Below are 24,778 nucleotides of genomic sequence, written 5' to 3'. Positions count from 1 at the left end.
AAGCATTCTTCTCACGGAAACTACCGAAGCAACACCACTTTGCCCTGCCGGGTAACCATTTTTCCCTCCACGGAGAGCATCAGCTTGAAGATATAGACCCCGTTAGGAAGAGCTCCTCCCTGGGCACTGCCATCCCACCCGATCTCGTTTTTGCCGCTGTGAAAAGTAGGGAAATCTTCCGTATCGAAAGCTGCTACCTGTTGGCCGTTCACGTTCAGGATCTCGAGGGTAGCCTGGTCGGGCAGCAAGTCGCCGGTGATCACCACGCCAAAATAAACCTGGTAGTTAAACGGGTTGGGATAGGGTGGCGTCACGGTGAGGGTGCTTTCGTTCTTCACCACAAAGGTGATCACATAGGGTTCGATACCGCTCTTGTTTCCCCGCGCATCCGCTCCTTCCACCTGCAAGGTGTAGGTGCCGTCGGCCAATTGTCGCGGGTTGAATTCCACCCGGAACGGCGTAGAGGCTGTCGCCGGATACCATTTCGCCGTTTCGCTGCCCAACGCTATGGCAGTGGCCGGACAAGTTTCCTGGTCGCAGGGGTAAGTCAGAAAAATGCGCACGCCGGTGGTGTCCTTTTTCAACACCAGCGGGTCCTCATCCCAAACCTTCACCACGATGGCGGGGTTGGGCGAAACAAAATCGCCGTTCTCCAGGTGCCGTCCGTCGACCACCACATCCAACACGGGGTTGAGCCGGTCCACATGCACATCCAGGTGAGCGGCAAGCTGCAGGATGTTGTTGTCATAATACTGTTCGGGCATCACACGCGGGTTGACATAAACATCGATGTCGTTCAGTCCTCCTTTTTGGGTCGTATTCACCCGCACGGAAAACGCGGTGGTGTCGCCTGGCGCCGGGGCTTTGATCTTGATGTGCTCGTTCTGCGATGTCCGCGAGGTTTGGTTGAAGATGTCGTAAGCAACCGTGAGGGAATCTTTGAAGGTCTTGTTGCTGATGTTCACAAAACCGTAGTCCCCCTGCCAGGAATCTCCTTCATTCAATTTTTCCTGTTCGGCTTTGCCGTGGTATACCAGAATGCCTTCGGGAACCGGCGTGTAGGCCACCACCCAATTCTTCAATTGAGCGGCGGTGAGTTGGGTGTCGTCGCCGGTCTTGTAAATGATTTTGAGATACGGGTAGTCGTCGGCCGAGATGGTCGTCAGATTCTGATCGCCGGTAACATCGGGCATCAGCGTTTGCTCGGCACCATTCAGCTTCACGCCCACGATGTCGAAGCTCACCACATCGGTCGCCTCCACGTCGCGGGTGCGGCTACTAAAGGAGGCCCAAGCTGCAGCCGGGCCGATCAGACCGGAACTCATGGTGCCCGACGAATAGCCGCCGGTGATGGTCTGGTTGACGTTCAGCACAGCAGTAGCGGGTGACGGCTGCGTGCTGCGGAAAACTTTTGCCGTTCCCGGGGCGCTTCCCTTGCGTCCGAAAATAATGATCGGCTCGCCCACCACGAGCTGATCCCACAACGCCGCGTCTATCCCCAACTCCGCCAGTTTTGTTTTGGCTGCGCTGGGCCAGTAGATGATCCCGGGGTAGCCATAGCTGAACAAGAGCACCGAATCGCCGGCGTGGATATTGTCTACATATTGAATGATGTCGTCGTTGTTGCCGGTCACCAGCTGCGAAGCCTGGAAGCTGTTGATCACCCAAGGCTCACGACCACAAGCCCGGCCGTTGCGATTGTACCACTTAAAGGGAACGCCGATATACGGCGTGGTCGACTTGCGGTCGAATGCAATCAGGTTAATGGTGTTCCCCCCACAGACAAAACCCTGGCGGGTTAGATTATATTCCGCACCGGAGATCTTCACGCTCAACGTGGCCCAATTCGGATTGGAACTTCCATAGACCGTCAACGAAACCGGGGTAACGGTTTCGAGGAATTCAAATTTGCCTGGGGGAATGTCTTTCGTCAAACCCACGGCATCATTGTACAAGTATTGTGGAAAGTCTACCTGGGCCCATCCTTCGGGGCCGTCTTTAATATAGGTAAACGAACTCGACGTCCATTCTTCACTTTCGCCGGCCTTGGGATCGGCCAGTTTGGTGCGCCAATAATATACGAGGGTGTCGGCGTCCAGCATGGCTATTTCCTGCCGGGCCAGCACCTGACCCTTTAGCTTGAACTGTTTTTTATAATCGCTGTCGAAGGTATAGGCCGTGTCGATCTCCAATAAGAAGTCGCGCTCGGCCGACAACAAGTCGGTTGATTGAAAAGATACACTGACCTGCACGGTATTGACAATGGCATAGGCCGAAGGAAATAAATTCTTGGTGCCATTGGAGGGAATGAACAAGGTCTTGCCGGCTACGTTGTTTTCCTCATTCAATTCGGGCAAGATGTTATCGGGATCGAGGGTGATGCGGAAGGTGTTGTTCCCAAATCCTTCTTCTCTTCCTTTGCGGATAACAAACGTGAGCGTGTCGCTGTATTTCGTCGCGGGGATCAGCGTGTCATAGGTGATGGTGGAGTTGTCGTTCAGCGTGCGCAGCACCTCAACGCGGATGGTGTTCTCCTTGGCCTGGCCAAAATTGCGAACAATCATCTTTATGGCAAATGAATCCACCAGCGCCGTGATGGGCTGGCCGTCGAAAGATTCAAAGGAAACATTATTGTCGTTGATCTCCAGGTCGGCCTTGCGTGGACCAAACAATCTCACCGCGGGATCGCCCAAGAGGATCATCTGTTGAACCTGGCTGATGTTGGCCGGCGACACAAAGGCATCTGCCATATAGCGCTTGGCGGTCTCCCGCAGAATGTCGCCGATGCCTTGCCGGATATAGGTGGAGTCGCCATAGCCTACCTGGTAGAATGTTTCAGAGTATTTTTTTAATAGCTCTACAAAAGCAAAGGAACTGTGACCGATAAAGCCGGTGGCTCCCTTGTCGCGGGCCACCACCCAGTCTTCACCAAACAAGGTGTAGTTCACAAAGAATGAACCGGCATTGCAACCGTTCATCAGCAGGATGGGATATTTTCCCTTGTTCTTATACCCCAGCACCGGGTCCGTCACATAGCCTACATCAAAATCCAGCGTGCTTACCGACGAGTGGCCGAAGAACGTGACCAGGCTCAGGCCGGCATTCACTTGTTCGGCAATGTTCACATGTTGGATCTCCTTGGAGTATTTGGCCAACGCGGCCACTTTGGCTCCATAGTGATACCCCTCGGCAATGGTCTGAAATCCTTTCAGGTACGACTGGAACAACTGCGGCTCACCTTCTTCGATGCCACCGCTGAGGTGAAGAATGTTTTTGCGCCAGAGGTCATCGAATGGCGTGGCTTCCATTTCTTTTATTTTGTCCAGGTAGGCAGCCACGTCGTCGGCCTTGAGGGCGGGTAAGCGTCCCGTGGCGACGGCGGGCTCATAGATCGTCCCTCCCAGCCCAGCCGTATAGGCCGCATCGGATGCCGGAACGCCCGACGAAGGAATGAGATCGCGAAACTCTCCCAAGCTATTGGGGGGGTTGCGGAAATAACGGTAGTATACGTCGAGCCCTTTTCCCACCAACAATAAATACTTCGGCATCTTCACGCCGGCCAGGTATTTCATAAAATTGAAAATGGCCGTGGGCGAAGGTTCGCCGTAATTAAACTGATCGTACACCTGCTGCACATTGACCAACAACGTGTCATAGCCGCCACCTTCCGGGGAAGCCCTGTAGCCGGCAAACGCCTTCACCGGATCGCTGTATCCGGCAGCCGCCTTCCGAAGCAGCGGGTGGCTGATCATAATATAGTCATGTTGCGCCGGGTTGATCTGCCGGAAACTAACCGGTTTGATCGCCGGCGTAAAAACCGTCGTCGTGCCGTATATTTTCCTTTCCGTATCCGTCGCGGGCACCACAGCGTTCAGCGTCGTGGAGAACGTGGTGCCGATGGCGGTGACCGCATTGGGATCGGTCACGTCGAATAATCTGAGCCCGGCAGCATTTTCGATCTGTACATAAGACTTCCCCGTGGGATCTGCCGGCAACACAAAAGTTTTCTCGGCGGCCGAAGCGGCGTCTGTTTTTTGAGGATATCTTAATTTGACATAGACCGTACTAAACCGATCTGGCGCGCCGCCGATACCAATGGCCTTTAGCGTCACCGTTACGATCCCCGAGCCGGGAATCATGGACCAGTCCAGCGTCTGGCTGAAGGTGTAGGTGTCAAAACCGGTGAATTGAAAAGACGTGAGGAATTGATTGTTGATGTAAACCTCGCCCGAATGTTGCATAGGGCCCCTGCCCACCACTTCAATTTCCACCACGGGCACGCCACCCGCCGGAACGGTCTGCAAGACGTTATTCAGGACATAATTGATCGACTGATTTTCATAGACCGGCTCGCCCATCCATCCCTCTCCCACATCGTAGAAAGAATTCTGAATGTCGCCAAATTCTGTACCGGTCGAATAGCTGGTGGTGAGCACCAATAGTTTTTCATCGTAGTGAAAGGTGGCCGTGGGTAAAGCCCCGGGTGCCTCCGAGAAGTTGTCCATCCGCTTTCCGGATGTGCCGGCGATGGTGAGAAAATAGCAGGTGGTGTCGCTATACAGGTTATAATATTTATTGACCTGGGCCGTGACCGGTTTGTAAAGCCCGGCGTCTTGGGTGCCATCATTTCGCTGGCCGTAAAATTCTATAAAATCCGCCGCATCGAACTGCGCGTCTCCTTGCCCCTCTACATAAATGGACTGCTCCACACCGCGGTGAAAAATTTTGATGCGGGATGGGTCGACAGCGCCCACGGGAAAACCTGCGGCTTGCAGATCGGAATAGGTGAGCCGGTAAATGCCTTCCTTGGCGACGGGGATTTTGAAATAGGGCTGGCTAAAATCAATCCACTCGTTTCCTACCTGCGAATAGGCTGAGAAAGCCACGAAAAGCCAGAAGAAAACAGCCAGGTACGAAGATCTCATCAACAAGCGAACAGCCCTCATGGTGAATACCAAACGAAATGCGAAAGTAATCAAAAAGCAGGAGACGCCTGGAGTTCTGCCAATCGCCAACGCGATTTCACTCCTGCATGGCAATTGCTATATCTCGGTTATGTCAACAACGATTCTGGAACACAAAACACAAAAATCCCTGCTGGATACGCGCCTGCGCGGTTGTCACTACGATTTGACAAAAATTTTGGGGCTGAATTCCCTCCAAGTCTCACAAATTTTGAACACAACGCTGTCCATATATGAACATAATCGGCCTTTCTCGAAGGCGAGTGGTCGGCAGGTTGGAAACACAAACCTCGTTTCTAGCATAAATAAGGCACTTTTTACAAAAATTTAAACTTTTCTAAAGGTACTTGGTCATACATAGTACTTTTGCGTATAAAGAATTAGAAGAACTAAATAAGGGCGGTATGAATCTCGAAAACACGCAAGTACAAATGAGGAAGGGAATATTGGAATACTGCATCCTCCACATAATTTCGCGGGGCGAAGTTTACGCGTCAGATATGTTGGATGAATTGACGTCAGCAAAAATCATCGTCGTGGAGGGCACGCTGTATCCCCTTCTTACTCGGCTTAAGAACGCCGGGCTGCTGGAATATAAATGGGTAGAATCCAAATCCGGGCCTCCCCGCAAGTATTACAAGCTCACCGACAAGGGAAGCAAATTCCTGGGAAGCCTTACGGAGACCTGGGACGACCTTGTGCACTCTACCCAAATGATCACCTCCAGACCCATCGCTTAATCCCCAAACGAGACTTACAGAGTTATGAAAAAAAATATAAGCATCAACATCAGCGGTATAATCTTTCATATAGAAGAGGATGGTTATGATACGCTCCGGAAATATCTGGACTCGATCAACAAGTATTTCGCCACCTTCGAAGATAGCAGCGAGATCCTGGCCGACATCGAAAGCCGTGTAGCGGAGATCTTCCTGTCCAAGCTCAACGAGGGCAAGCAGGTGATCACGGCCGAGGATGTGCACGCGCTGGTGGCTACCATGGGTAGTGTTAGCGACTTCAAGGCTGCCGAGGAAACGGATGGCGCCCCCGAAACGGCGAGCCGTCAAAGTACCCAGAATTCCCAAAAGGCCGAAGCGGAAACCAACACGTCATCTGACGGCGGCGGCGCCAGCACGGGCATGGGCGGCGGCAAAACTTTCCGGCCTTCCCAGCAACTACTGCGCGACCAAAAGCGAAAGATCCTGGGCGGTGTCTGCTCGGGTATTGGGAACTACTTCAGTATAGACCCGGTGTGGATCAGGCTTTTCTTCGGCTTGCTGGCCTTTGCCTATGGCCTCACCATCTTAGTCTACATCGTGATGTGGATCGTGGTGCCCGGGTCGTATGACCTGGAAGAGACCGACATGGGCAAAAAGATGTTTCGCGACCCCGAGCGCAAAGTGATCGGCGGTGTGTCGGGCGGTGTAGCTGCCTATTTTGGAATGGACATCGTGGCGGTGCGGCTGTTGTTCGTGCTGTTCACCATCTTCTTCGGCGTGGGTTTCCTGATCTACATCATCATGTGGATTGCCTTGCCGGAGGCAAAAAGCCTTACCGATCGCATGGAGATGCAAGGTGAACCCGTGACGCTGTCGAATATCGAGTCGAACATTAAAAAAAATCTCGGTGACACGGGCACCGGAAAGCAAGAAAACCTGGCCACCAAGATCCTGTTGTTTCCCTTTCGATTGATCGGCTTGCTGCTGAGCGTCCTGGGCAAGATCCTGGTGCCGCTGGTAGAAGTGTTGAGAGTCGCCATCGGTATCGTTGTGATCCTGGTGGGCCTGAGCCTGATGCTGACGGCCATCATTTGTGGCGGTATTCTGATCGGGCTGTTCTCAGCTTCGGCTTTCTCCTGGGTGAACCAGGCCGACATGAGCTTGCCCCTGCAAGCTTTCACCAACAGCTTCTCCGGATGGATCGTGTTCGCGGCTTTTCTGGCCCTGGTCATCCCCGCTTCTTTTGTCACCTTGCTGGGATCGTCCATCATTGCCAAGAAATATGTTTTCAATCCCACCGTGGGCTGGACCATGTTTGTCCTGTTCTTTGTGAGCATCGCCATGCTGAGCGTGGGCATTCCCAAGATCGTTTATTCCTTCAAGGAGGAAGGCGAATACAAGGTGGAGGACACCTATAAGATCAACGGCAAGACTGCCGTGCTCAAGATCAACGAAGTGGGCATGGACGATTACCACGCCGCTACCCTGACCTTGAAAGGATATGAGGGCCCCGGTCTGAAGCTTGTACAAAACTTCAAAGCCCAGGGAACGACCAAGCAACAAGCCATTGAGAACGCCCACATGGCCCAGTACCATGTCGACGTACAGGACTCGGTGCTCACGTTCGACTCCAACATCCTGTTTGCCAAAGACGCGCTCTTCCGCGCACAGCGCCTGGACATGACCTTGTATATTCCCTATAACTTTCCGTTCATCATGGACGAACATTCCAGCCGTTTCATCAGTCAATATGTAGAGTATGACGATATGGAGGGCCAAACCTGGACGATGACGGAAAAAGGGTTGACGTGTCTGACATGCCCGAAATCGGAGGAAGAAAAGAATTCCATCACAGACGAATTCGGCCTGCGCGATTTCAATGAGTTGGAGATCCGCGGTGTCTTCGATGTGCACATTAAATCCGGCGACGACTATGCCGTGGAACTGATCGGATCGGAATCGGAAAAAAACAAGTATAAAATTTTCCGCTCCGGCGAAACGCTGGTGATCAACTATGAGAACAAAAAGAAATTCAAGTGGAATAGCGAAATGACCGACATCGATGAGATCCGGATCAACATCACCATGCCCCATCTTGAAAAAATTGAAGCGGAAGGCTATGGCAAAGTGCAGTTCGAAAGTTTTACGATGGACAACCTGGACATCGAATTGCGCGGGCCGGTGAAAGTGCGTGGCGAATTGGACGCCCGCAACGTGGTGCTCCACCTGACGGGTAAATCGGAAGCCGAGCTTTCCGGCCGGGCGACCAACCTGGATGCCGAACTGCAGTTTGCCTCCAAGCTGCGGGCCTACAACCTGGAAGTCCAAGATGCCATGGTAGACGCCAACGGCGCCTCCTCGGCTAAAGTAAATGTGAGTGGCAGCCTGGAAATGGACGAAGGGCTGGCCAGCGACATCGACTACCGGGGCAACCCTAACGTTATAAAGAAAGACTAATCCCCAATCCCTGTTGTTATGATCATTTTTATCCTTTTCCTGCTGGTGTACCTGGTTAGCCTGGTACTTTAGTAAACGCTATTTTTGTACCGGCGCCTTAACCGTTTCGCATCGATCCGGGTTAAGGCGCTGAGGTATTTTACGGGGTTTTGACGCCTGGAAACAATTTTTCAGACGCCGCGCAACCCCGGCTGCCACCGCTGCATCTTACCTGCTGGAAACCCTTTAAATGCAATTCAAAATTTACCGGGCAAAAGAAGACGAACTGATCAAAGGATGCCTTCGGCGCGATCGCAACGCGCAGAAGCTGCTTTATGACACCTATTCGTCAAAAATGTATGGCCTCTGCTATCGTTACGTGAAAGACGTGATGGAAGCGGAAGACATCCTGGTGACGGCATTTATGAAGGTTTTTGACAAGATCGCGCAGTTCAAGAGCGAGGGCAGCTTTGAGGGATGGATCCGCCGGATCGTGGTGAACGAAGCGCTCACCTACCTGCGCCGCCACCGCTCGATGTACCTGGAAACCGAGCTGGAACAGGCCGACCGCGAACCGGACTACAACAGCCTGAGCGATCACCTGGAAGCCGAAGACCTCCTGAAAATGATCCAGGAGCTCCCCACCGGCTATCGCATCGTCTTCAACTTATACGCTATCGACGGCTACTCCCACAAAGAGATCGCCGAACAATTGGGCATCAGCGAAAATACGTCCAAGTCGCAGCTGAGCCGCGCACGGACCTATTTGCAAAAAATATTACAGGATAAAGATTGGGTGGAGAACAAAAAATTAAGCAGCGATGAATCAGCAACCTGACAAATTCTTCCGCGACAAGCTGGAGAACTACCAACAACCGGCCCCTCCGCGGGCTTGGAACAAGATCGAAGCAGAACTTGAAAAAAAAAACACATAAAGGATTATGGTGGAAAATAGCGGCATCCCTCCTGTTGACCGCCCTGGTGAGCTATACCCTATGGATTGGGATGACCAAACCAGACGCCGCCCAAACGGCAACCACCACTGAACCGAAAACGCAAAAGCCCGTTCAGAAAGAGTCCTCGCCAACCACCACAACCGAGTCGGCCACACCCGTGATCTCGCCTCCACTGAAAAAAGATCCGGCGTCTGCAGGTGTTGCGCACGAATCAAAAAGAAATCATGCGGTCACGGGCACGCATAAAAAGGAACTTCCGCGTCAGGCAGAAAAGAACGAAGCACCAGCACCGACAGACGTCATCCCTAACGAACCGGCGTATACCAATGACGTTGTAAACAGCGTTGCTATGGAGACCTCAACACCACAGACTTCTGCACCGGCTGTTGCCGAAACTACTGTGCCTGCCAATGCTGCTCCGAAAAAGATCATGATCACCATCACCGCGGCAGAGTCGGAAAAATATTTGGATAAAGTTGCTTTGGCTGAAGCAACCTCTGAGGAGAAGAAGCCATCTACGTTTCAGAAGCTGTTGAAGAAAGCAGACGACCTGAAGAACAACCAGGATCCGTTCGGCGAACTTCGGCAGCGGAAAAATGAAATTCTCGCGCTGAATTTTAAGAATGAAAAACGTGGACAAAACAAGTAAAAGAACATGGACAAGAAAATATTACTAACGCTACTGCTAGGCGCCACCATCACCTTCGGCATGGCCCAGCAAAAGAGCGACACGGTGATCGTAGAGCTGGGCAAAACCAGCCGGGTCATCTTCACCATAAAAGACCGCAAGGACCTGGATATCTTAAAGCACTACGACTTCCAGCAACTCTTCCAGGACATTCTGGTGAAGATCGAAAAAAGCGATACGTCAGCCCTCGTGAAAAACGATTCCGCCAGCACTAACACTGTAGCCACTACCGAACCTACCCAAGAAAATTGGAGCAGCAACTCGGGCAGCAGCCATGATGACAACGACGACGATGACGATCACGACTGGAAAGTGAACGTGCACGAACGCGGCTGGGGTCGCACGTGGCAATCGTTCAACTTCGACCTGGGCACCAACAACTATCTGCATAACGGCAAGTTCCCCGACAGCGACAACGCACTGTATTCGGTTCGTCCCTGGGGCTCGTGGTATGTGGCCCTCTCCTCGATACAACGCACGCGGCTGGGCAGGAAATTTTTCATGGAATGGGGCATGGGCGTGAGCTGGTACAACTTCAAATTCCAGCAAGACAACGTGCTCATTCAGAAAGACGACATCGGTGTTCATTTTGTAGAAGACCCTCGCGAGTTGAACTTCACCAAAAGCAAACTCACAGCTTCCTACATCATGGCCTCGCTCGTGCCCATCATCGACTTCGGCGATCACAGCCGCAAGTCACGCATCTGGGAAGGCTACGACAACTCGTTCCGCATTGGCCTCGGACCCTACGTTGGCTATCGCATCGGCAGCCACTCCAAACAAGTATACCACGACGACGGCAAGCAAAAGGACAAGAACCACGACAGCTTCTACCTGAACAGCGTGCGCTACGGTGCCCGTCTGCAGATCGGCTACCGAGCCACTGACTTATTCCTCAACTACGACCTGAACGAACTGTTCTCCTCAGGCAAAGGACCGGCATTGAATGCCTTCAGCTTCGGAATTATATTTTAGAAATAAGTAGCCAGTAGCTTAGCAATGAGCATCAATCTCTAACTACTAAGTACTGACTACTGGCTACTGGCTACTAAGAACTCAGAAGCATCGAATCCCCGGGTGAAAAAATCGCCTGGGGATTTTTTTTCTACTAACGATTGTTTGTGTTTTATGAAGGTGAACAATCCCGAATGTGGTGGGTTTATATCATTTTGAGATTTCACGCTCATTAACAGATTAAATTTTTTAACTTTAAGTTATTTAATGAGTATGTCAGACGCCATCGCCAATCTTTCAAGGAAGGAACAAGTCATCCGGAAGGCCGCAGAACTCTTCAAAGACAAGGGGTATGCCGCCGCCTCCATGCGCGACCTCGCCCAACTGTTGGGCATCGAGGCAGCAAGCCTTTATTCACACATTAAATCCAAGGAAGAAATTCTACGCAGCCTTTGCTTTGATATGGCCGCTGAATTCAGGAAATCACTGGAAGAGGTGGAGAAGCAAAATGTGCCCGCCAGCGAAAAGCTACGCAACGGCATCATCGGCCACATCCAGGTGATGGCCAAAGACCTCACCGCCTCGGCTGTTTTCATGAACGAGCATCGCCACCTCAGCGAGCCGTATCTGCGCGACTTCCTCTTGCTCCGCATCAACTATATCAACCGTTTCAAGACCATTTTCGAAGAAGGCGTCCGCACCGGCGAATTCAAGAGCACGATCGACAAGAAGCTGGCCGTCATGACCCTGTTCTCGTCCCTCAACTGGATGCCCATGTGGTATGATCCGGACTCTTCCATCGACCCCCAGGCCCTGGGCGACCAACTGGCCGACATGCTGGTGAATGGCTTGAAGGCTACTTCGACCACCGCCGGCTAACAATCGTTTGGTTCAAACGTTTTAATGTTGTAAAATCGCTGCTATTACCAGGGTCACGGATTTGACCGGGTAAATATCTGTGAACGGTTTTTCCATGTTTAAACGTCAAATAGACTATGTACGGTGGGGGAAATACTTTTGAAGGAATAGCGTCCGACAGCCTGGCCACGGAGGACCCCGAAAAGCTGGCCGCTTTTGAGGCCCGCATTGCCCGGGGCGAAAAAATAGAGCCTGCCGACTGGATGCCGCAACTATACCGCAAGCAGCTCATCCGCATGATCGAGCAGCATGCCCATAGCGAGATCATCGGAGCCCTGCCCGAAGGCACATGGATCACCCGCGCCCCCGGTTTTAAACGCAAACTCGCCCTGATGGCCAAGGTGCAGGACGAAGTGGGTCACGCCCAACTGCTCTACAGCGCCGCCGAAACCCTGGGCAAGACCCGGGAGCAAATGATCCAGGACCTCATTTCGGGCAAATCCAAGTATTCAAACATCTTCAACTACCCGGCCTTTACCTGGGCCGACGCCTGCTTCATTTCCTGGCTTGTCGATGCCGGGGCCATTGTGAACCAATTGGCCAACGTCAAGGGCAGCTATGGCCCCTATTGCCGCGCCCTGGACCGGATTTGCGCCGAGGAGTCATTCCACCTCAAATACGGCCACCATTGCGTGATCTATCTGGCAGCAGGCACCCCCAAACAGCGGGAAATGTTCCAGGAAGCCATCAACCGCTGGTGGGCTCCCATGATGCATTTCTTCGGCCCGGCCGACAAGATCTCGGCCCATACCCAGGTGCTCATGAACTGGAAAGTGAAAATGGCCACCAACGACGACACGCGAAACCAGTTTCTCGACATGTATGTGCCCAAAATCTGGGAATTGGGGTTCACCGTCCCCGACCCGGCGCTGCGAAAAAATGCAGAAACCGGGCGCTGGGAATATACAGAACCCGACTGGGAGGAATTCAAACGCGTGATCAATGGCGACGGACCGTGCAACAAGGAGCGCCTGGAAGTGCGGAGGGTGGCGGAGACCCGGGGAAGATGGGTGCGCGAAGCCTTGCGGTCGGCGACGATGAAATACGTAGAACCTTTGGCGTGATGCTCAATTGTTTCGCGCGAACGGACCTGCCAGCAGCAAGATCTCTTTCCAAACGGCGGTGAACGCTTCGTAAGGCGATTCGAAACAGCTCTTCAAATAGATGAGGCTGCTACTGTCTTCGGGGAGTTCGTTGTTGATCCACTTCCAGATATCATCGGCCAACAGCAGCAACTCGTTGGAGTGATACTTCGGATAGTAGCGATAAAGCAAATCCAAAGCCCAAAGAAAGTCCAAGTATTTCATACGCGCATGGGTGGTAGCATGAAAGGTAACACCATTTGCAGGCGTAAAGTTTTAAAAATACACGAACGGAAAACCCTGAGGGAGAATACGGTATGAAATTCAAAAAAAATAATCTTGCAGTAATATGAAATCCCTCGATCCGCGTGTAGAACGATTGCCCATCCCATCTCCGGTGGGAGCGCCTTTGCCCCTGGATCAATTCGGAACGTTCGAAGTTTTTGTGCAGCCCAAAGACGGCAAACCGTTTCAGCACGAAGGCGCTGTGCACGCACCCAACCTGGAAATGGCATTCGTGCTGGCCAAGGAAACGTTCACGCGGCGCTTCACCTGCGTGTCACTCTATGTGGTGGAGACAGACAACGTCTTTGTTTCGGCGGTGACGGAAGGAAATCAGAATGTGTACGACACCCTGCCCGATGTGGGAAGTTATAACGGGAAAGAAGAATCCTTTGAGATCTATCATTTGCTGAAACGCGGCAAGCAGCCGGTGCATGTGGGAACGGTACAAGCGTCGGACGCAGCCCACGCCATGATCCGTGCGCGCGAGCGCTTCAACAGCGGCGCCGTCGTGTTCAATGTGTGGGCAGTGCGCACCGGTGACATTCGATTTACTTCGCCGGAAGAAAACGGATTCTGGACGACCCTTCCGGAAAAAAAATTTCGCGACGCCGGCGATTATAAAGGCGGCGACAAACTGAAAGAATTTTTAGAGCGCACAAAATAGTTTTCCCAAAAGCGTATGAACACACCAGCATTGACCGAACTACTTTTCAAAATGGCAGACGATCAACTCATCCTCGGCCACCGGAATTCCGAATGGACAGGCTTTGGGCCGCTGTTGGAAGAAGACATCGCTTTTTCATCGATGGCGCAAGATAAGGTGGGGCACAGCCAGGCCTTGTATGAACTGCTGCACAACCTGGGACAGCCTGCGCCGGATGAGGTTGCCTTTCTGCGACCGGCCGGCCAGTTTCACAATTGCATTTTTGTGGAGCTCCCCAACGGCGAATACGACTTCAGCCTGATCCGTCACTTTCTATACGACACGGCCGAGCTTATCCGGTTCGACCTGCTGCGGAAATCCTCGTACGAACCCTTGGCGCAACTGGCCCACAAGATCCATGGCGAGCTGCGCTATCATACCCTGCATGCCAACACGTGGATAAAACAACTGGGCACGGCAACCGAAGAAAGCATTTCCCGTTTGCAACACTCACTGGCGTTTGCTCTGCCCTATGCGTTAGGGATTTTTGAGCGCTCGCCGTGGGAAAAAGAATTGGCTGCCGATGGAATATTCGAAGGGGAGGAAGTGTTACAAGAACGCTGGAGGACGAACGTGGAGGAAGTCATTTCCCAAACCGACCTGACGCTGCCGGCATGGAACACGATCGCACCGGTTTTGGGTGGACGCCAGGGGAAACACAGCGAGCACCTGAGCCCACTCCTGGATGAAATGGGTGAAGTGTTCCGCATCGACCCCACGGCCTCTTGGTGAAGCATCGCGCGGAAGCGCTAAAATTTTAGAGTACTGGACATGAAACACACCATTGATGAACTGCGCCGCCTGGTAATCGAATATACGTCGAAGATCAGTGACCTGCCGGAACCGGAATTTTCGGCAAAGCCCCTGCCGCACAAGTGGAGTAAAAAAGAAGTGCTCGGCCACCTGATCGATTCGGCGCAAAATAATTTACGCCGGTTTATTTGCGGACAGTACGAACCGTTCCCTCCCCACATTGTTTATCACCAGGACTTCTGGGTCTATGCCAACGCCTATGGCCACGCTCCAAAAGACGACGTGATCCAACTCTGGCGACTGACGAACGAACGCATCTGCGAAGTACTGCACACGATGCCACCGGAAAACTATGCCCGTGCGTGCAACACCAGCAAGGACGACGTTCAACTGCGCACGTTGGAGTGGCTGGCCGAAGATTATGTGAAGCACATGAAGCATCACCTGAACCAAATCATTCCCGGTTCGTTTGACATTGTTTATAAATAAAAAATGAAACCTACTCCGGCAACTTCACGTGATGTGTACACCTGGCTCGAGGCCGTGAAAGACCCGGAGATCCCCGTGTTGTCGCTGGTCGATCTCGGGGTAATTACGGACGTGGTGGTGGAAAACACTACGGTGGATATCGAGATGACGCCAACGTTTGTGGGTTGCCCCGCATTGGACATCATGAAACAGGAAATAACCGAAACGTTGCTGCAGCGGGGAATGACGGAAGTGCGCATCGTGGTCAACTTTCGCGATCCGTGGTCGTCGGATAAGATCTCGGAAAAAGGACGGCGCGCATTAAAAGAATTCGGGCTTGCCCCTCCCCTGCCGGCAAAGGTTTTTACCGACCTGGAGGTGCTGGAACACGTGTCCTGCCCGCGGTGCGAAGGGACGAATACGACGCTCAAAAATGTCTTTGGACCAACCCTGTGCCGGTCCATTCACTACTGTTTCGACTGCCAGGAGTCGTTCGAACAGTTTAAGCCCCTTTAAAATCACAAAAAACCATACATATATTACAAATCACCTGAAACGCAAATAACATTTCATTTCTTTGCCACGTATTTGACCAACAGGAGCCAAACGTAAATCATGAGAACTGTCCTTCCCATCCTTTTAATTTCCTGTTGCGGAATAGCGTTGATGAACTGCGGGGAAAAAAAGGCCGATGGCCCCACCACCACCTTCACCAAGATCGATTCCCTTACCGACCGCTACCTGGCCTTGCAGGACAGCATGCTGCAGTCGTGGAATATGATGATCAACGACGACAACCAGAAGCTTAAAGCCATGCACAACCTGCTGCACGAGCTCATCGTTTCCACCCCCGACAAACGCGATGTGCTGAGCGGCTACGAAGAGCAGCTGAGCCAGCTTTATCGATTGCGATACACGCAAAAGTCCATGGGCAATGCCGACGTAGTAGAAGAATATGATTTTGCCTCCACCTCGCTCATCAACGAGCTGATCACCCTCACCGAATCCAAAAGCGAATTCACCTACAACACCACCCTGCAAAAACTGGTGGACGACATCCAACAGGCCGACCAGCGGGTGAACAACTACCGCGAAGAATACGATTTTATCACCAGCCACTACAACCAGTTCCTCACCCGGAACAAGTCCTATCTGAAAGAAGTCGCCCACAGCGATTCCCTGGAAATGAAGCCCCTGTTTCAGATGGTCTCCGTCGAATAAATTTCTTGCTTTACCTGGGCCCCGAACGGGGTCAATCATTCCACAAACCTCGCCTCTACCCGTCTGTTCAACTGACGGGCATCTTCGGTGGATGCTGCCACCAACGGCTTGCTTTTCCCATAGCTGAAAATTTGAATCCGCGAAGCCGCAATACCCTGCGAGGTGCAGTAGGCTGCCACGGTTTGAGCACGCCTCAACGAGAGCTCTTTGTTGTAACGGTCGCCGCCCACATCATCGGTATGGCCGGAGAATTGGACGTTCGTGTCGGGGTGCGTTTCGAGCCAGCCCACCAACTGGTCAAGCTCTTCAAACGATGAGCGAAGGAGTTTGTAGCTGTCGAATTCGAACTGGATGTTTCGCAGCACATAGTCTTTGTCCCACTCCACCTCGCCGGCCAAAAATATGGGGGCGTTGGGCGGCTCTACAGGCACGGCGTTGTGCGGGATCACTTGGACATCGTCGATGTAGTAATAGGCGCTGTGGGCCAGCATGATCTCCTGAATGGGCTGAAACTGGATTTTGTAGAAGTGCGTGTCTTCGTCGGAAGAGAAATTGCCGATGAGCAAATACTTTTCGCCTCCCTTCGCCCGATACTCCATCGTGGCATATTCCCAATAACCCGTCCTCAAAGTCAACGCAGAATCCTGGACAACGGAAAGTGTTGGCTTTAGTTTCAACACTTTGTCATGCCGGATCTGCGCCGTGGAGTCCACCAGGTGGAGGCCGATGCGGTCGATGGCATACATTGAATAAGAAGACAATTTATAGCGAAACTCGATGTGGTAGAGCGAATCTTTCACGAGGGGTGTGGTGAGGCGGCATTGCAGGTATTCGCGATAGCTCTTGCCGTTGTCGGACCAGGCATAGAGGCCGGCATAGCCCTGTCCTTCGTAGGCTTCGGCCACCCCGGCCCAGTTGTAGGGCACACCGGCTTCGCCGCGGCTGCAGGCGTGAAAGTGGTCAGGGGTGCCGGCGGTGGTGGAAGACCAGCCGGGTATTTTAAACTCGGCTTTGTCCTGCGTATAGCTGCCAGGACAGCGATCGTAATCTTCAAAACCGGAGTTGGGCACCAGGTTCTGGGCGCCGAGATGGGCCACGGTCAACAGGGCGGTGAACGTTGTGAAGAGGAGTTCAGAACGCAGCGCAAGCTTCATGGTCGTGTAAAGGTTTATCACCCGCCGGCGAAGGCGGATCATTCCTTTTCCTAAAGCAAAAAAAGGGAAAATATTGTCCGGGCTGAAGAAAATCTTGCCGCCGTTGTTGGTGGCGCCGTTGTTGGTGTTCTTCATCAACAACATTGGGTGGCGAGCAGCAATAAATGCAAGGGTACAACCCAATGGACGGCTGCCGCCGTTGTTGGTGTTCTTCACCAACAACACTGGATGGCGAGCATCAATAAATGCATGGTACGACCCAATGGACGGCTTTGTATTGTTGACTAAGGACAATAACGCGGGCCGGATGAGTTGTTGGTGAAGAACACCAACAACGGCGGCACGAACACCAACAACGGCGAGACAACGGCGATGGCCGTTACTTATAATACGTCACCTCTACCCGAAACCGCGGGTCAATGGCGCCGAGACGGTCATACGCTGATTTTGAAACTTTGATGACCAGCTTGTCGGTGAGGGCCGTGTCGGGCAATTTGCCCATGACCCGCACAAAGACTTCGCGGTTGTTCATTTCGTTTTTCACTTTCAGGATCGTGCCCACGGGAGCGGTGCGGTGCAACGCGAGGTATTTCCGGTTGCCGTCGGTGCCCTCGATGAGCTCGGCCAGCCCGCTTTGTACGATCTCGTCGCTGTTCTTCACCGACTCGGAGATGACAATGTTAGCGGGCTCCTTGACAGGCGTTTTGGGTGTGGTCGTGACGACAGGTTCCTTCTTTATCTCAGGTTCTTTCCTTGTCTCAGGTTCTTTCTTTATCTCGGTCGCATCTTTCTTCACTTCCACCACCGGAGGGATCGCCGCGGTTTGAACCTGTGCTTGGCTCAGGCCGGCAGCAGCCACCACCAGTTCCTGGCCGATGCTGATGTCGTTTTCTTCCAGCTTGTTCCAATCCCTGAGCTGCTGCACGGTGATGCCATACTGCTTGGAGATGGAGAACAGGGTTTCCTTAGAGGCTACGATGTGAACACCCTTCTTGGGGGCAGCGACTGGAGGCGTGGCCGTCGTCTGTGTCTGTGTTTGCGTTTGAGCCTGCGATGTCGAAGCGGTCGTGTGGCCGCCTTTCTTGACGATGATCTCCTGGCCGATGGACAGGTTGTTGTCGGTGATGTTGTTCCATTGCTTGAGCTCGTCTACGGTGATGCCGTATTGCTTGGAGATGGAGAACAGGGTTTCCTTGGCCGCCACAATGTGTGTGGTGCCGCCCTCGGCCTTCTTGGCCGTGGTGCGTGGTGTATAGGGGATTCGCAGCACCTTGCCAATCTCCAGCCCTGTGTCGACCCCGGGGTTGTATTGGACGATGGATTCGACCGTGGCGCCGTAGCGTCTCGAGATGCCGTAAAGGGTTTCTTTTTCGTCTACCTGGTGGAGCACGAAGATCTTGCCGTTCACGGTCTCTGTTCCGATAGAATCTTGCTGCACTTGCGGATGAAAAAATGAGACACCCGCCAATATCAATTCATTAATCATAGATCTTGTAACTATCCAACTCTCTTGTATTCTTCACGAAAAATACGCAACCTGAAAGGATGAAAAAAGTATCCAGACCGATTCCTTTCCGCTGTTCGTCTAATTTTTCTTTCAACAACACGTTGGCTTCTGCCGAAAGCACCATCAAATAATTCGCCAATTCTTCCTCCCGGAGATAAAAGGAAATAAAAATCAATGCATCATGCTCCAGATACTCCAACGCTACCACGGGAGATAAATTGAATTTCTCCTCCAAAAATGTTTTCACCGTGGCAAAGTACGGGTTCTCCTCCAGGTATTGATACGGCCTCCGGATCGCCGAGGATACAGGCGCCTGGACCGCCTGCGCGGGATCAACGGCCTGGCCTGTTGCGGCATCCAGCACTACCTCGCGGTGACCATACTTCGAGGCAATACCTCGAACGAAAGCCCCCGACACTTCCGTCAAAGACAGATCATTGTTCCACCAGAGGATCTTCTGCTCGATGAGGTGATAGGCCAACACGCCCTTGCGATCGGGATTCTGCGTTTCCAGGTACAAGGTAAAGAGCACCACATCGCCCGTTACGCCCGCCAGGTTGATCCACCACGGCTCATCAAAGGTGACGTCGCGCCAGAGGAATTGGCCTGTCTGGCAATGACAAGCCGAGAAAGTAACCTGCTTTTTTTCGTGGTTACGCACCTCGACAATGAGCACGTCGTGTTTTTCGGAGGCGAGCAGGTTCCATACGGTGCCGTCAAAAACATGCGAAAAGTTGTGTTCTATGCTACGCCCCAACCGGTTTAATCTTAATTTTATGCAAATTAAAACAGGAATCCGATAACTATCGGATCCCTCCGCTAGTTTATCGAGCCGATAGTTTATCGGAGCCGATAGCTATCGGCTTAAGCCTGCACCCCGATATGAAAACGCTCAAACCCTGGTTAGCCCTCCTCCTACTGATTGTATCGTCTATTTCCACCCTGGCCCAGCAAAAGCGGGTGATGGTGATGGATATCAAAGACGAGATCGACCCCCGCATGACCCGCTCCGTGTCGCTGGCCCTGGAGCATGCCGAAAAAACAAACGCCGACATCATCATCATTGAAATGGACACCTACGGCGGCGTGCTCACCGATGCCAAAGACATCGTGGACATGATCCTGAAAGTGAAAAAACCGGTCTGGGTGTTCGTCAACTCCGACGCTGCATCGGCCGGCGCACTCATCTCCATTGCCTGCGACAGCATCTACATGTCGCCCGGGGCTAGTATTGGTGCGGCCACCGTCGTGGACGGCAGTGGGCAGAAGGCTCCCGACAAATATCAGTCTTATATGCGCTCTATCATGCGTTCCACGGCTGAGGTCAACAAAAGAAACCCGACCATCGCCGAAGGAATGGTAGATGAACAAGTGGAGATCGACAGCATCAAAAAAATTGGCCAGGTCATCACCTTCTCCACTTCCGAAGCCATTCACAACGGATATTGTGAAGGCGAGGTAAATTCCGTGGAAGAGATCCTGAAAAAGAACAACATAAAAGATTACACCCTCGACCAATACGAGTTGAGCGCGGCAGACAAGATCGTCGCCTTTTTCCTGAACCCATTCATCAGCGGCGTGCTCATCCTTATTATCCTCGGTGGGATCTATTTTGAACTACAGGCACCCGGTGCCACCTTCCCAGCCGTTGCCGCCGTGGTCGCGTTGACGCTCTACCTGGTGCCCTACTACCTCAACGGCCTGGCGCAGAACTGGGAGATCATCGCCTTCTTTATCGGGATGGCGCTGATTGCCGCGGAGGTCTTTGTTATTCCCGGATTTGGGGTGGCCGGCATTGCGGGGATCGTGCTCACGGTCGGGTCGCTGGTGCTGATCATGATCAACAACAAAGACTTCGATTTTGAATTCGTACGCATGAACGACATCCTGCTCGCCCTCGCCGCAGCAGTGGGCGGACTGCTGGGAAGTGTGATCTTATTTTTTATCGGCGGCGCCAAGCTGCCCGACACCCGTTTCTACAAACGCGTGGCCCTCACCCACACGCAAGACAGCAGTGAAGGCTACAACAGCAACTTCAACAAGGAATCGTTAAAAGGCAAGAATGGCACGGCCCACACCGTGCTGCGCCCCAGTGGCAAAGTGATCATCGAAGGACATCTCTACGATGCCTTCACCCGCGGCGAATACATCGACCGCGGCGCTTCGGTGGAGGTGATCAGCGAGACAGGTTCCAGTGTGCAAGTAAAACAACTAACCGAACAATAGATGAAGATAATCGGACTGATACCCGCGCGGTATGCATCATCGCGGTTTCACGCCAAGCCGTTGGTGGACATCAACGGAAAATCCATGATCCAACGGGTATGCGAACAGGCAGCAGCCGCCAAAAGCTTGTCGAAAGTGGTAGTAGCCACCGACCATGAAGAAATCTACAACCATGTGAAATCCTTCGGCGGCGACGTCTGCATGACACGCGAAGACCACGTGAGCGGCACCGACCGCTGCTACGAAGCCCTGGCCCTGCAAAAAGAAAAATTCGACTACGTCATCAACATCCAGGGCGACGAACCCTTCATCCAACCCGACCAGATCGACCTCGTCGCCGCCACCCTCGACGGCAAGACCGAGATCGCCACCCTCATCAAAGCCATCGACGACCTGGAACAACTCTTCAATCCCAGCGAAGTAAAGATCGTGTTGAACGCCGCACGCGAAGCTTTGTATTTCAGCCGCGAAGCCATCCCCCACATCCGGAACACCGAGCGAAACCTGTGGCTGGAAAAGCATCGATTTTACAAACACGTCGGCATGTATGCCTACCGTTCCGACATCCTCCAAAAACTAACACAACTTCCTGTTTCCGCTTTGGAAAAAGCAGAATCACTGGAACAATTGCGCTGGCTGGAAAACGGCTTTAAAATCACCGTCGTGGAAACCACAAAAGAAACCTTCGGAATCGACACGCCCGACGACCTGCTAAAAGCCATCGAGTACTTAAAAGCATAAGTGGATTTCTTTGCTTGCCCGCCGAAGCTTTAGCGAAGGAGGGCGCCTTTGCGGTTTAATCTGAAAAAAAGAAGGAGTTACATCAAATGATGCAACTCCTTTTTATTTGATACGCGTGCTCGTCAATTCTCCACCAGCATTTCTTGTCCAGCACGTGTCAGTTTCAATTTCCCCAAAGCAAACTTCTCCACCGCCCCATACACCGCCGGATAGTCCTTACATTTTTTCTCAAACCCCAACGGATGAACACCCGCACCAGGAATAGGCACAGCTTCTTTCATATCGTCAGGAGTGCCCAATGCTTTGTTCATTTCCAGCATAGCGCTGACTTTCACCGTAGGGTCCTGATCTTTCTCATCTTTGTAATAATACACCGTAAGCGACGGTTGCTTAACACGCTGAAAAAGATCTTTGGTCATGGTAGACTCCACTAACTCTTCTAATTGGGTGGTGGCTTCCAGCCTGTAGGTATCATACCAGTATTTAGAAAATTCATCGGGCTTATCCACCGAATATTTTCCACCCTTCACCAGCCGCACGATCTGCAACCCCCACGGATCGTTCAGCAGGAACGCCGCGCTATTATTGATGGCAATGTTGGGCGAAAGGTTGATGAGGGCATAGACATCGTTGGGATATTCAGCCGCCAGCTTCAGCGACAGTGTGCCGCCCGTGGAAGTGCTCATCAGGATCACTTTGTCGCCCAGTTGTTTTCCAATGGCCAGCGCTTCTTTGGCGCTTTCCCAGAGGCGGTCGGGTGTCATCATGAGCAAGGCCTCGGTGGTGTCGAGGCCGTGGTCGGCCAGGCGGGGCAGGTAAAGGTTGCAGCCGAATTCCTTGGCAAAGCGGCGGTGGGTCGGTTCGCCTTCCATGGGGCTGGCCGAAAATCCATGCACATACACCACGACATATTCGGTGCGTTTCGGAACGCTGTCGTACCACTCGATGCGCGATTCGTTCTCGGGCTTAATTTTATGATGCGATTCTTTCTCCTTCACATACGCCACCAGCCCCGTGGGATCGGCCGGAACTTGCGGCAAGGCCAGGTCAAACTTGGGTTTCGCCGGTTCGGAGCCTAAAAAATAAGCGCCCGCCAGCAAGATGATCGGGAAAGTGATCTTGATAATTCTTTTTGTGTTCATGAAACTAACGTTAGCAGCCGTAAGATAATGAAAGCGTGTTCGAAACCCAATGCACGGTCCCGCAGAGGTGCGAACGGAGGCCTTTAATCCTGTCTATTTTGTTTCTATATTGACCCGCCTGCGCTAAAGCTACGGCGGGCGCGGCCCGCCTACGTTGAAGCTTCGGTGGGCGCGGCCCGCCTACGTTGAAGCTTCGGTGGGCGCGGCCCGCCTACGTTGAAGCTTCGGTGGGCGCGGCTCGCCTATGTTGAAGCTTCGGTGGGGCACGCACGCCCCTTCAAATGCAACGTCGTATGGAAAAATCTTTGTCAGGATCACCAAAACACGAACTGAAAAAAGTGCTGGGTGTCAGCTTTGGCGTGGCCGTGATGATCGGGGGCACCATTGGCGCGGGCATCCTGCGCACGCCGGGTACGATTGCTTTGATGCTGGACAACTATTGGCTCATTGTTTTGTGCTGGCTTTTCGGGGGAGTCTATGTGCTGATGGGTGTGAGTTCCTTTTCCGAAATGGCGACCATCATGCCCAAGGCCGGTGGTCCGTATAATTACGTGATGCGGGCTTTCGGTACCTACTGCGGTTTCCTCACGGGCTGGCTCGACTATCTCATCAACGCCATTGGGCCGGCTTACTTTTGCATTGTGATCAGCGAATATGTGGTCATCCTGTTTCCGGCCTGGGCTGGCTACGAAACGTTGGTGGCGGTGGGGTTTCTGTTGGTGTTCACAGCGTTTCACTTGGTTGGTGTGCAAGGTGGCAGCATCGCGCAGCAGATCATGAGCCTGGCGAAAGTCATTTTCTTTGTGGTGTTGATCGCGGCTTGCTTCTTTGTGAAGGTCGATCATATTTCTTTTGGTCAACCGTTGCCCGTATTGAAGGGTGGGTTGCTCATCGGTATGCTCAAATCCATGCAGTTGATCGTCGGTGCGTATGATGGATGGTGGTCGGCGTGCTTTTTTGCTGAGGAGGATAAGGACCCGGAAAAAAATCTGCCGCGTTCGTTGTTTATGGGGGCCGTTACGGTGATCCTGATCTATGTCATTTTCAATATTGCACTCTTTTATGTTGTCCCGCTCGATTCCATCTCCACCTCTACGCTGGTGGCTTCTGATGCTGCCAAGGTAGTTTTTGGAAGTGGTGGGGCCACGTTTGTGGTGGTGTTGGCGATCGCTTCGCTCGTGAGCATTCTGAATGCTTACATGATGATACCGGCGCGCATTCTGTTCGGGCTTAGCCGCGATGGTTTCTTTGTGCGGCAGGGGATGCAAGTTAATAAAGGTGGCACACCGACGGTGGCTTTGCTATCCTCGGCAGCGCTTGCATTGGGATTGATCCTTGTAGGGTCATTCGAAGCGTTGTTTTCGCTTAGTGCTTTTATATCGTTGATCGTGTTGGGGTTTGCATTCGGCGCGCTCATTAAGCTGCGCAGGGTTGAGCCTAACTTGCCCCGTCCCTATCGCGCGTGGGGTTATCCGTGGACGTCGGCGTTGGTGTTGTTGGTGACGATTGGGTTGTTTGTTGGGTTTGCAATCAGCGACCCGTATAATTTCGTGCTTATTCTCATCATTGTGGCGTTGTCGTATCCAGCGTACCGGCTGCTGATCAGAAAGGCTTAGATTATCTGCTAGATGGCCAAAAATAAACATGCCCAATAATCCCAGGCGATCAGGCGAGGACAATCATCTTACATTTCTATTGCGACGGGTATCGAAACAAACCTCATTACCGCCTTCGCCAGAATGCGATGGATTTTCTGGTAAAATTTGTTAATTTGGCCAAGATTCCTTGTCCCACCTGATCCAATCTGATCGCTAGCCCACCTGGAATCACCAATTGTGAACATTTAAACGAGTAAATGAAC

21 protein-coding genes are annotated in these 24,778 nt (G+C 52.5%); 15 read left to right on the top strand and 6 right to left on the bottom strand.

From position 1 onward, the window contains the following. Window positions 1-20: 20 nt before the first annotated feature. On the bottom strand, window positions 21-4,925 hold the full coding sequence (gene porU2, locus D4L85_RS18320; protein ID WP_160143818.1) for a putative type IX secretion system sortase PorU2: 4,905 nt from the start codon (window positions 4,923-4,925) through the stop codon (window positions 21-23). Between the two features lie 443 nt (window positions 4,926-5,368). On the opposite strand from porU2, the gene D4L85_RS18310 reads away from it, so the two are divergent. The 7 genes from D4L85_RS18310 to paaA all read left to right on the top strand — a co-directional run bounded on the left by D4L85_RS18310 (window position 5,369) and on the right by paaA (window position 12,699). Next, window positions 5,369-5,704 (top strand): PadR family transcriptional regulator, encoded by a 336-nt coding sequence (locus D4L85_RS18310; RefSeq protein WP_119758849.1) that lies wholly within the window; start codon window positions 5,369-5,371, stop codon window positions 5,702-5,704. Window positions 5,705-5,728: 24 nt separating this feature from the next. Next, window positions 5,729-8,140 (top strand): PspC domain-containing protein, encoded by a 2,412-nt coding sequence (locus D4L85_RS18305; protein ID WP_119755656.1) that lies wholly within the window; start codon window positions 5,729-5,731, stop codon window positions 8,138-8,140. 229 nt (window positions 8,141-8,369) lie between these two features. Then, entirely contained in the window at window positions 8,370-8,957 is a 588-nt protein-coding gene (locus tag D4L85_RS18300) for an RNA polymerase sigma factor (RefSeq protein WP_119755655.1), read from the top strand. A gap of 77 nt (window positions 8,958-9,034) precedes the next feature. After that, the gene (locus D4L85_RS18295; protein ID WP_160143817.1) at window positions 9,035-9,724 is read left to right on the top strand and encodes a hypothetical protein; all 690 of its coding nucleotides are present in this window, start codon (window positions 9,035-9,037) and stop codon (window positions 9,722-9,724) included. Window positions 9,725-9,730: 6 nt separating this feature from the next. After that, a complete protein-coding gene (locus D4L85_RS18290; RefSeq protein ID WP_119755653.1) occupies window positions 9,731-10,738 on the top strand; it encodes a hypothetical protein in 1,008 nt (335 codons plus the stop codon). Window positions 10,739-10,984: 246 nt separating this feature from the next. Then, window positions 10,985-11,596, top strand: a complete 612-nt coding sequence (locus D4L85_RS18285; RefSeq protein WP_119755652.1) for a TetR/AcrR family transcriptional regulator — start codon at window positions 10,985-10,987, stop codon at window positions 11,594-11,596. 116 nt (window positions 11,597-11,712) lie between these two features. Then, window positions 11,713-12,699 carry a 1,2-phenylacetyl-CoA epoxidase subunit PaaA gene (paaA, locus tag D4L85_RS18280; RefSeq protein ID WP_119755651.1) on the top strand — a complete coding sequence of 329 codons (987 nt, stop codon included), beginning with the start codon at window positions 11,713-11,715 and terminating at the stop codon, window positions 12,697-12,699. Window positions 12,700-12,702: 3 nt separating this feature from the next. Here paaA and D4L85_RS18275 read toward each other — a convergent pair whose 3' ends face one another. Next, window positions 12,703-12,942, bottom strand: coding sequence for a hypothetical protein (locus tag D4L85_RS18275; RefSeq protein ID WP_119755650.1), 240 nt, complete (start codon window positions 12,940-12,942; stop codon window positions 12,703-12,705). A gap of 124 nt (window positions 12,943-13,066) precedes the next feature. Here D4L85_RS18275 and D4L85_RS18270 point away from each other — a divergent pair, with 124 nt between their 5' ends. From D4L85_RS18270 to D4L85_RS18250, 5 genes are all read left to right on the top strand, one after another. Continuing rightward, on the top strand, window positions 13,067-13,666 hold the full coding sequence (locus D4L85_RS18270) for a phenylacetic acid degradation b (protein WP_119755649.1): 600 nt from the start codon (window positions 13,067-13,069) through the stop codon (window positions 13,664-13,666). A gap of 15 nt (window positions 13,667-13,681) precedes the next feature. Further along, complete coding sequence (paaC, locus tag D4L85_RS18265; RefSeq protein ID WP_119755648.1) at window positions 13,682-14,437, top strand: 1,2-phenylacetyl-CoA epoxidase subunit PaaC; 756 nt, start codon at window positions 13,682-13,684, stop codon at window positions 14,435-14,437. Between the two features lie 39 nt (window positions 14,438-14,476). Continuing rightward, window positions 14,477-14,947, top strand: coding sequence for a DinB family protein (locus D4L85_RS18260; protein WP_119755647.1), 471 nt, complete (start codon window positions 14,477-14,479; stop codon window positions 14,945-14,947). 3 nt (window positions 14,948-14,950) lie between these two features. After that, window positions 14,951-15,442, top strand: coding sequence for a 1,2-phenylacetyl-CoA epoxidase subunit PaaD (gene paaD, locus D4L85_RS18255; protein WP_119755646.1), 492 nt, complete (start codon window positions 14,951-14,953; stop codon window positions 15,440-15,442). Between the two features lie 99 nt (window positions 15,443-15,541). Further along, window positions 15,542-16,147, top strand: a complete 606-nt coding sequence (locus tag D4L85_RS18250) for a hypothetical protein (protein WP_160143816.1) — start codon at window positions 15,542-15,544, stop codon at window positions 16,145-16,147. 35 nt (window positions 16,148-16,182) lie between these two features. Here the strand turns inward: D4L85_RS18250 and D4L85_RS18245 are convergent, their stop codons facing one another. The 3 genes from D4L85_RS18245 to D4L85_RS18235 form a co-directional block, all read right to left on the bottom strand. Further along, the gene (locus D4L85_RS18245; protein ID WP_160143815.1) at window positions 16,183-17,436 is read right to left on the bottom strand and encodes an OmpA family protein; all 1,254 of its coding nucleotides are present in this window, start codon (window positions 17,434-17,436) and stop codon (window positions 16,183-16,185) included. 244 nt (window positions 17,437-17,680) lie between these two features. Next, window positions 17,681-18,787, bottom strand: a complete 1,107-nt coding sequence (locus D4L85_RS18240; RefSeq protein WP_119755643.1) for a LysM peptidoglycan-binding domain-containing protein — start codon at window positions 18,785-18,787, stop codon at window positions 17,681-17,683. Further along, window positions 18,780-19,565: a DUF4905 domain-containing protein gene (locus D4L85_RS18235; RefSeq protein WP_160143814.1), complete on the bottom strand. Its 786-nt coding sequence runs from the start codon at window positions 19,563-19,565 to the stop codon at window positions 18,780-18,782. Before D4L85_RS18235 ends, D4L85_RS18240 begins: the two co-directional genes overlap by 8 nt. Before the next feature lie 125 nt (window positions 19,566-19,690). Between D4L85_RS18235 and D4L85_RS18230 the strand changes: the two genes are divergently transcribed. Together D4L85_RS18230 and kdsB are read left to right on the top strand one after the other, a co-directional pair. Then, window positions 19,691-21,034, top strand: a complete 1,344-nt coding sequence (locus tag D4L85_RS18230) for an NfeD family protein (protein ID WP_119755641.1) — start codon at window positions 19,691-19,693, stop codon at window positions 21,032-21,034. Then, window positions 21,035-21,775, top strand: a complete 741-nt coding sequence (kdsB, locus tag D4L85_RS18225; RefSeq protein ID WP_119755640.1) for a 3-deoxy-manno-octulosonate cytidylyltransferase — start codon at window positions 21,035-21,037, stop codon at window positions 21,773-21,775. A 122-nt stretch (window positions 21,776-21,897) separates the two neighbouring features. Here kdsB and D4L85_RS18220 read toward each other — a convergent pair whose 3' ends face one another. Further along, window positions 21,898-22,917 (bottom strand): alpha/beta hydrolase, encoded by a 1,020-nt coding sequence (locus D4L85_RS18220; RefSeq protein WP_119755639.1) that lies wholly within the window; start codon window positions 22,915-22,917, stop codon window positions 21,898-21,900. A gap of 293 nt (window positions 22,918-23,210) precedes the next feature. Here D4L85_RS18220 and D4L85_RS18215 point away from each other — a divergent pair, with 293 nt between their 5' ends. Then, complete coding sequence (locus D4L85_RS18215; protein ID WP_228450525.1) at window positions 23,211-24,533, top strand: APC family permease; 1,323 nt, start codon at window positions 23,211-23,213, stop codon at window positions 24,531-24,533. Window positions 24,534-24,778: the final 245 nt, after the last annotated feature.

Source organism: Chryseolinea soli, from assembly GCF_003589925.1.
In the GTDB taxonomy this organism is placed as follows: Bacteria; Bacteroidota; Bacteroidia; order Cytophagales; family Cyclobacteriaceae; genus Chryseolinea; species Chryseolinea soli.
This window is presented reverse-complemented; position numbering and strand designations above follow the sequence as displayed.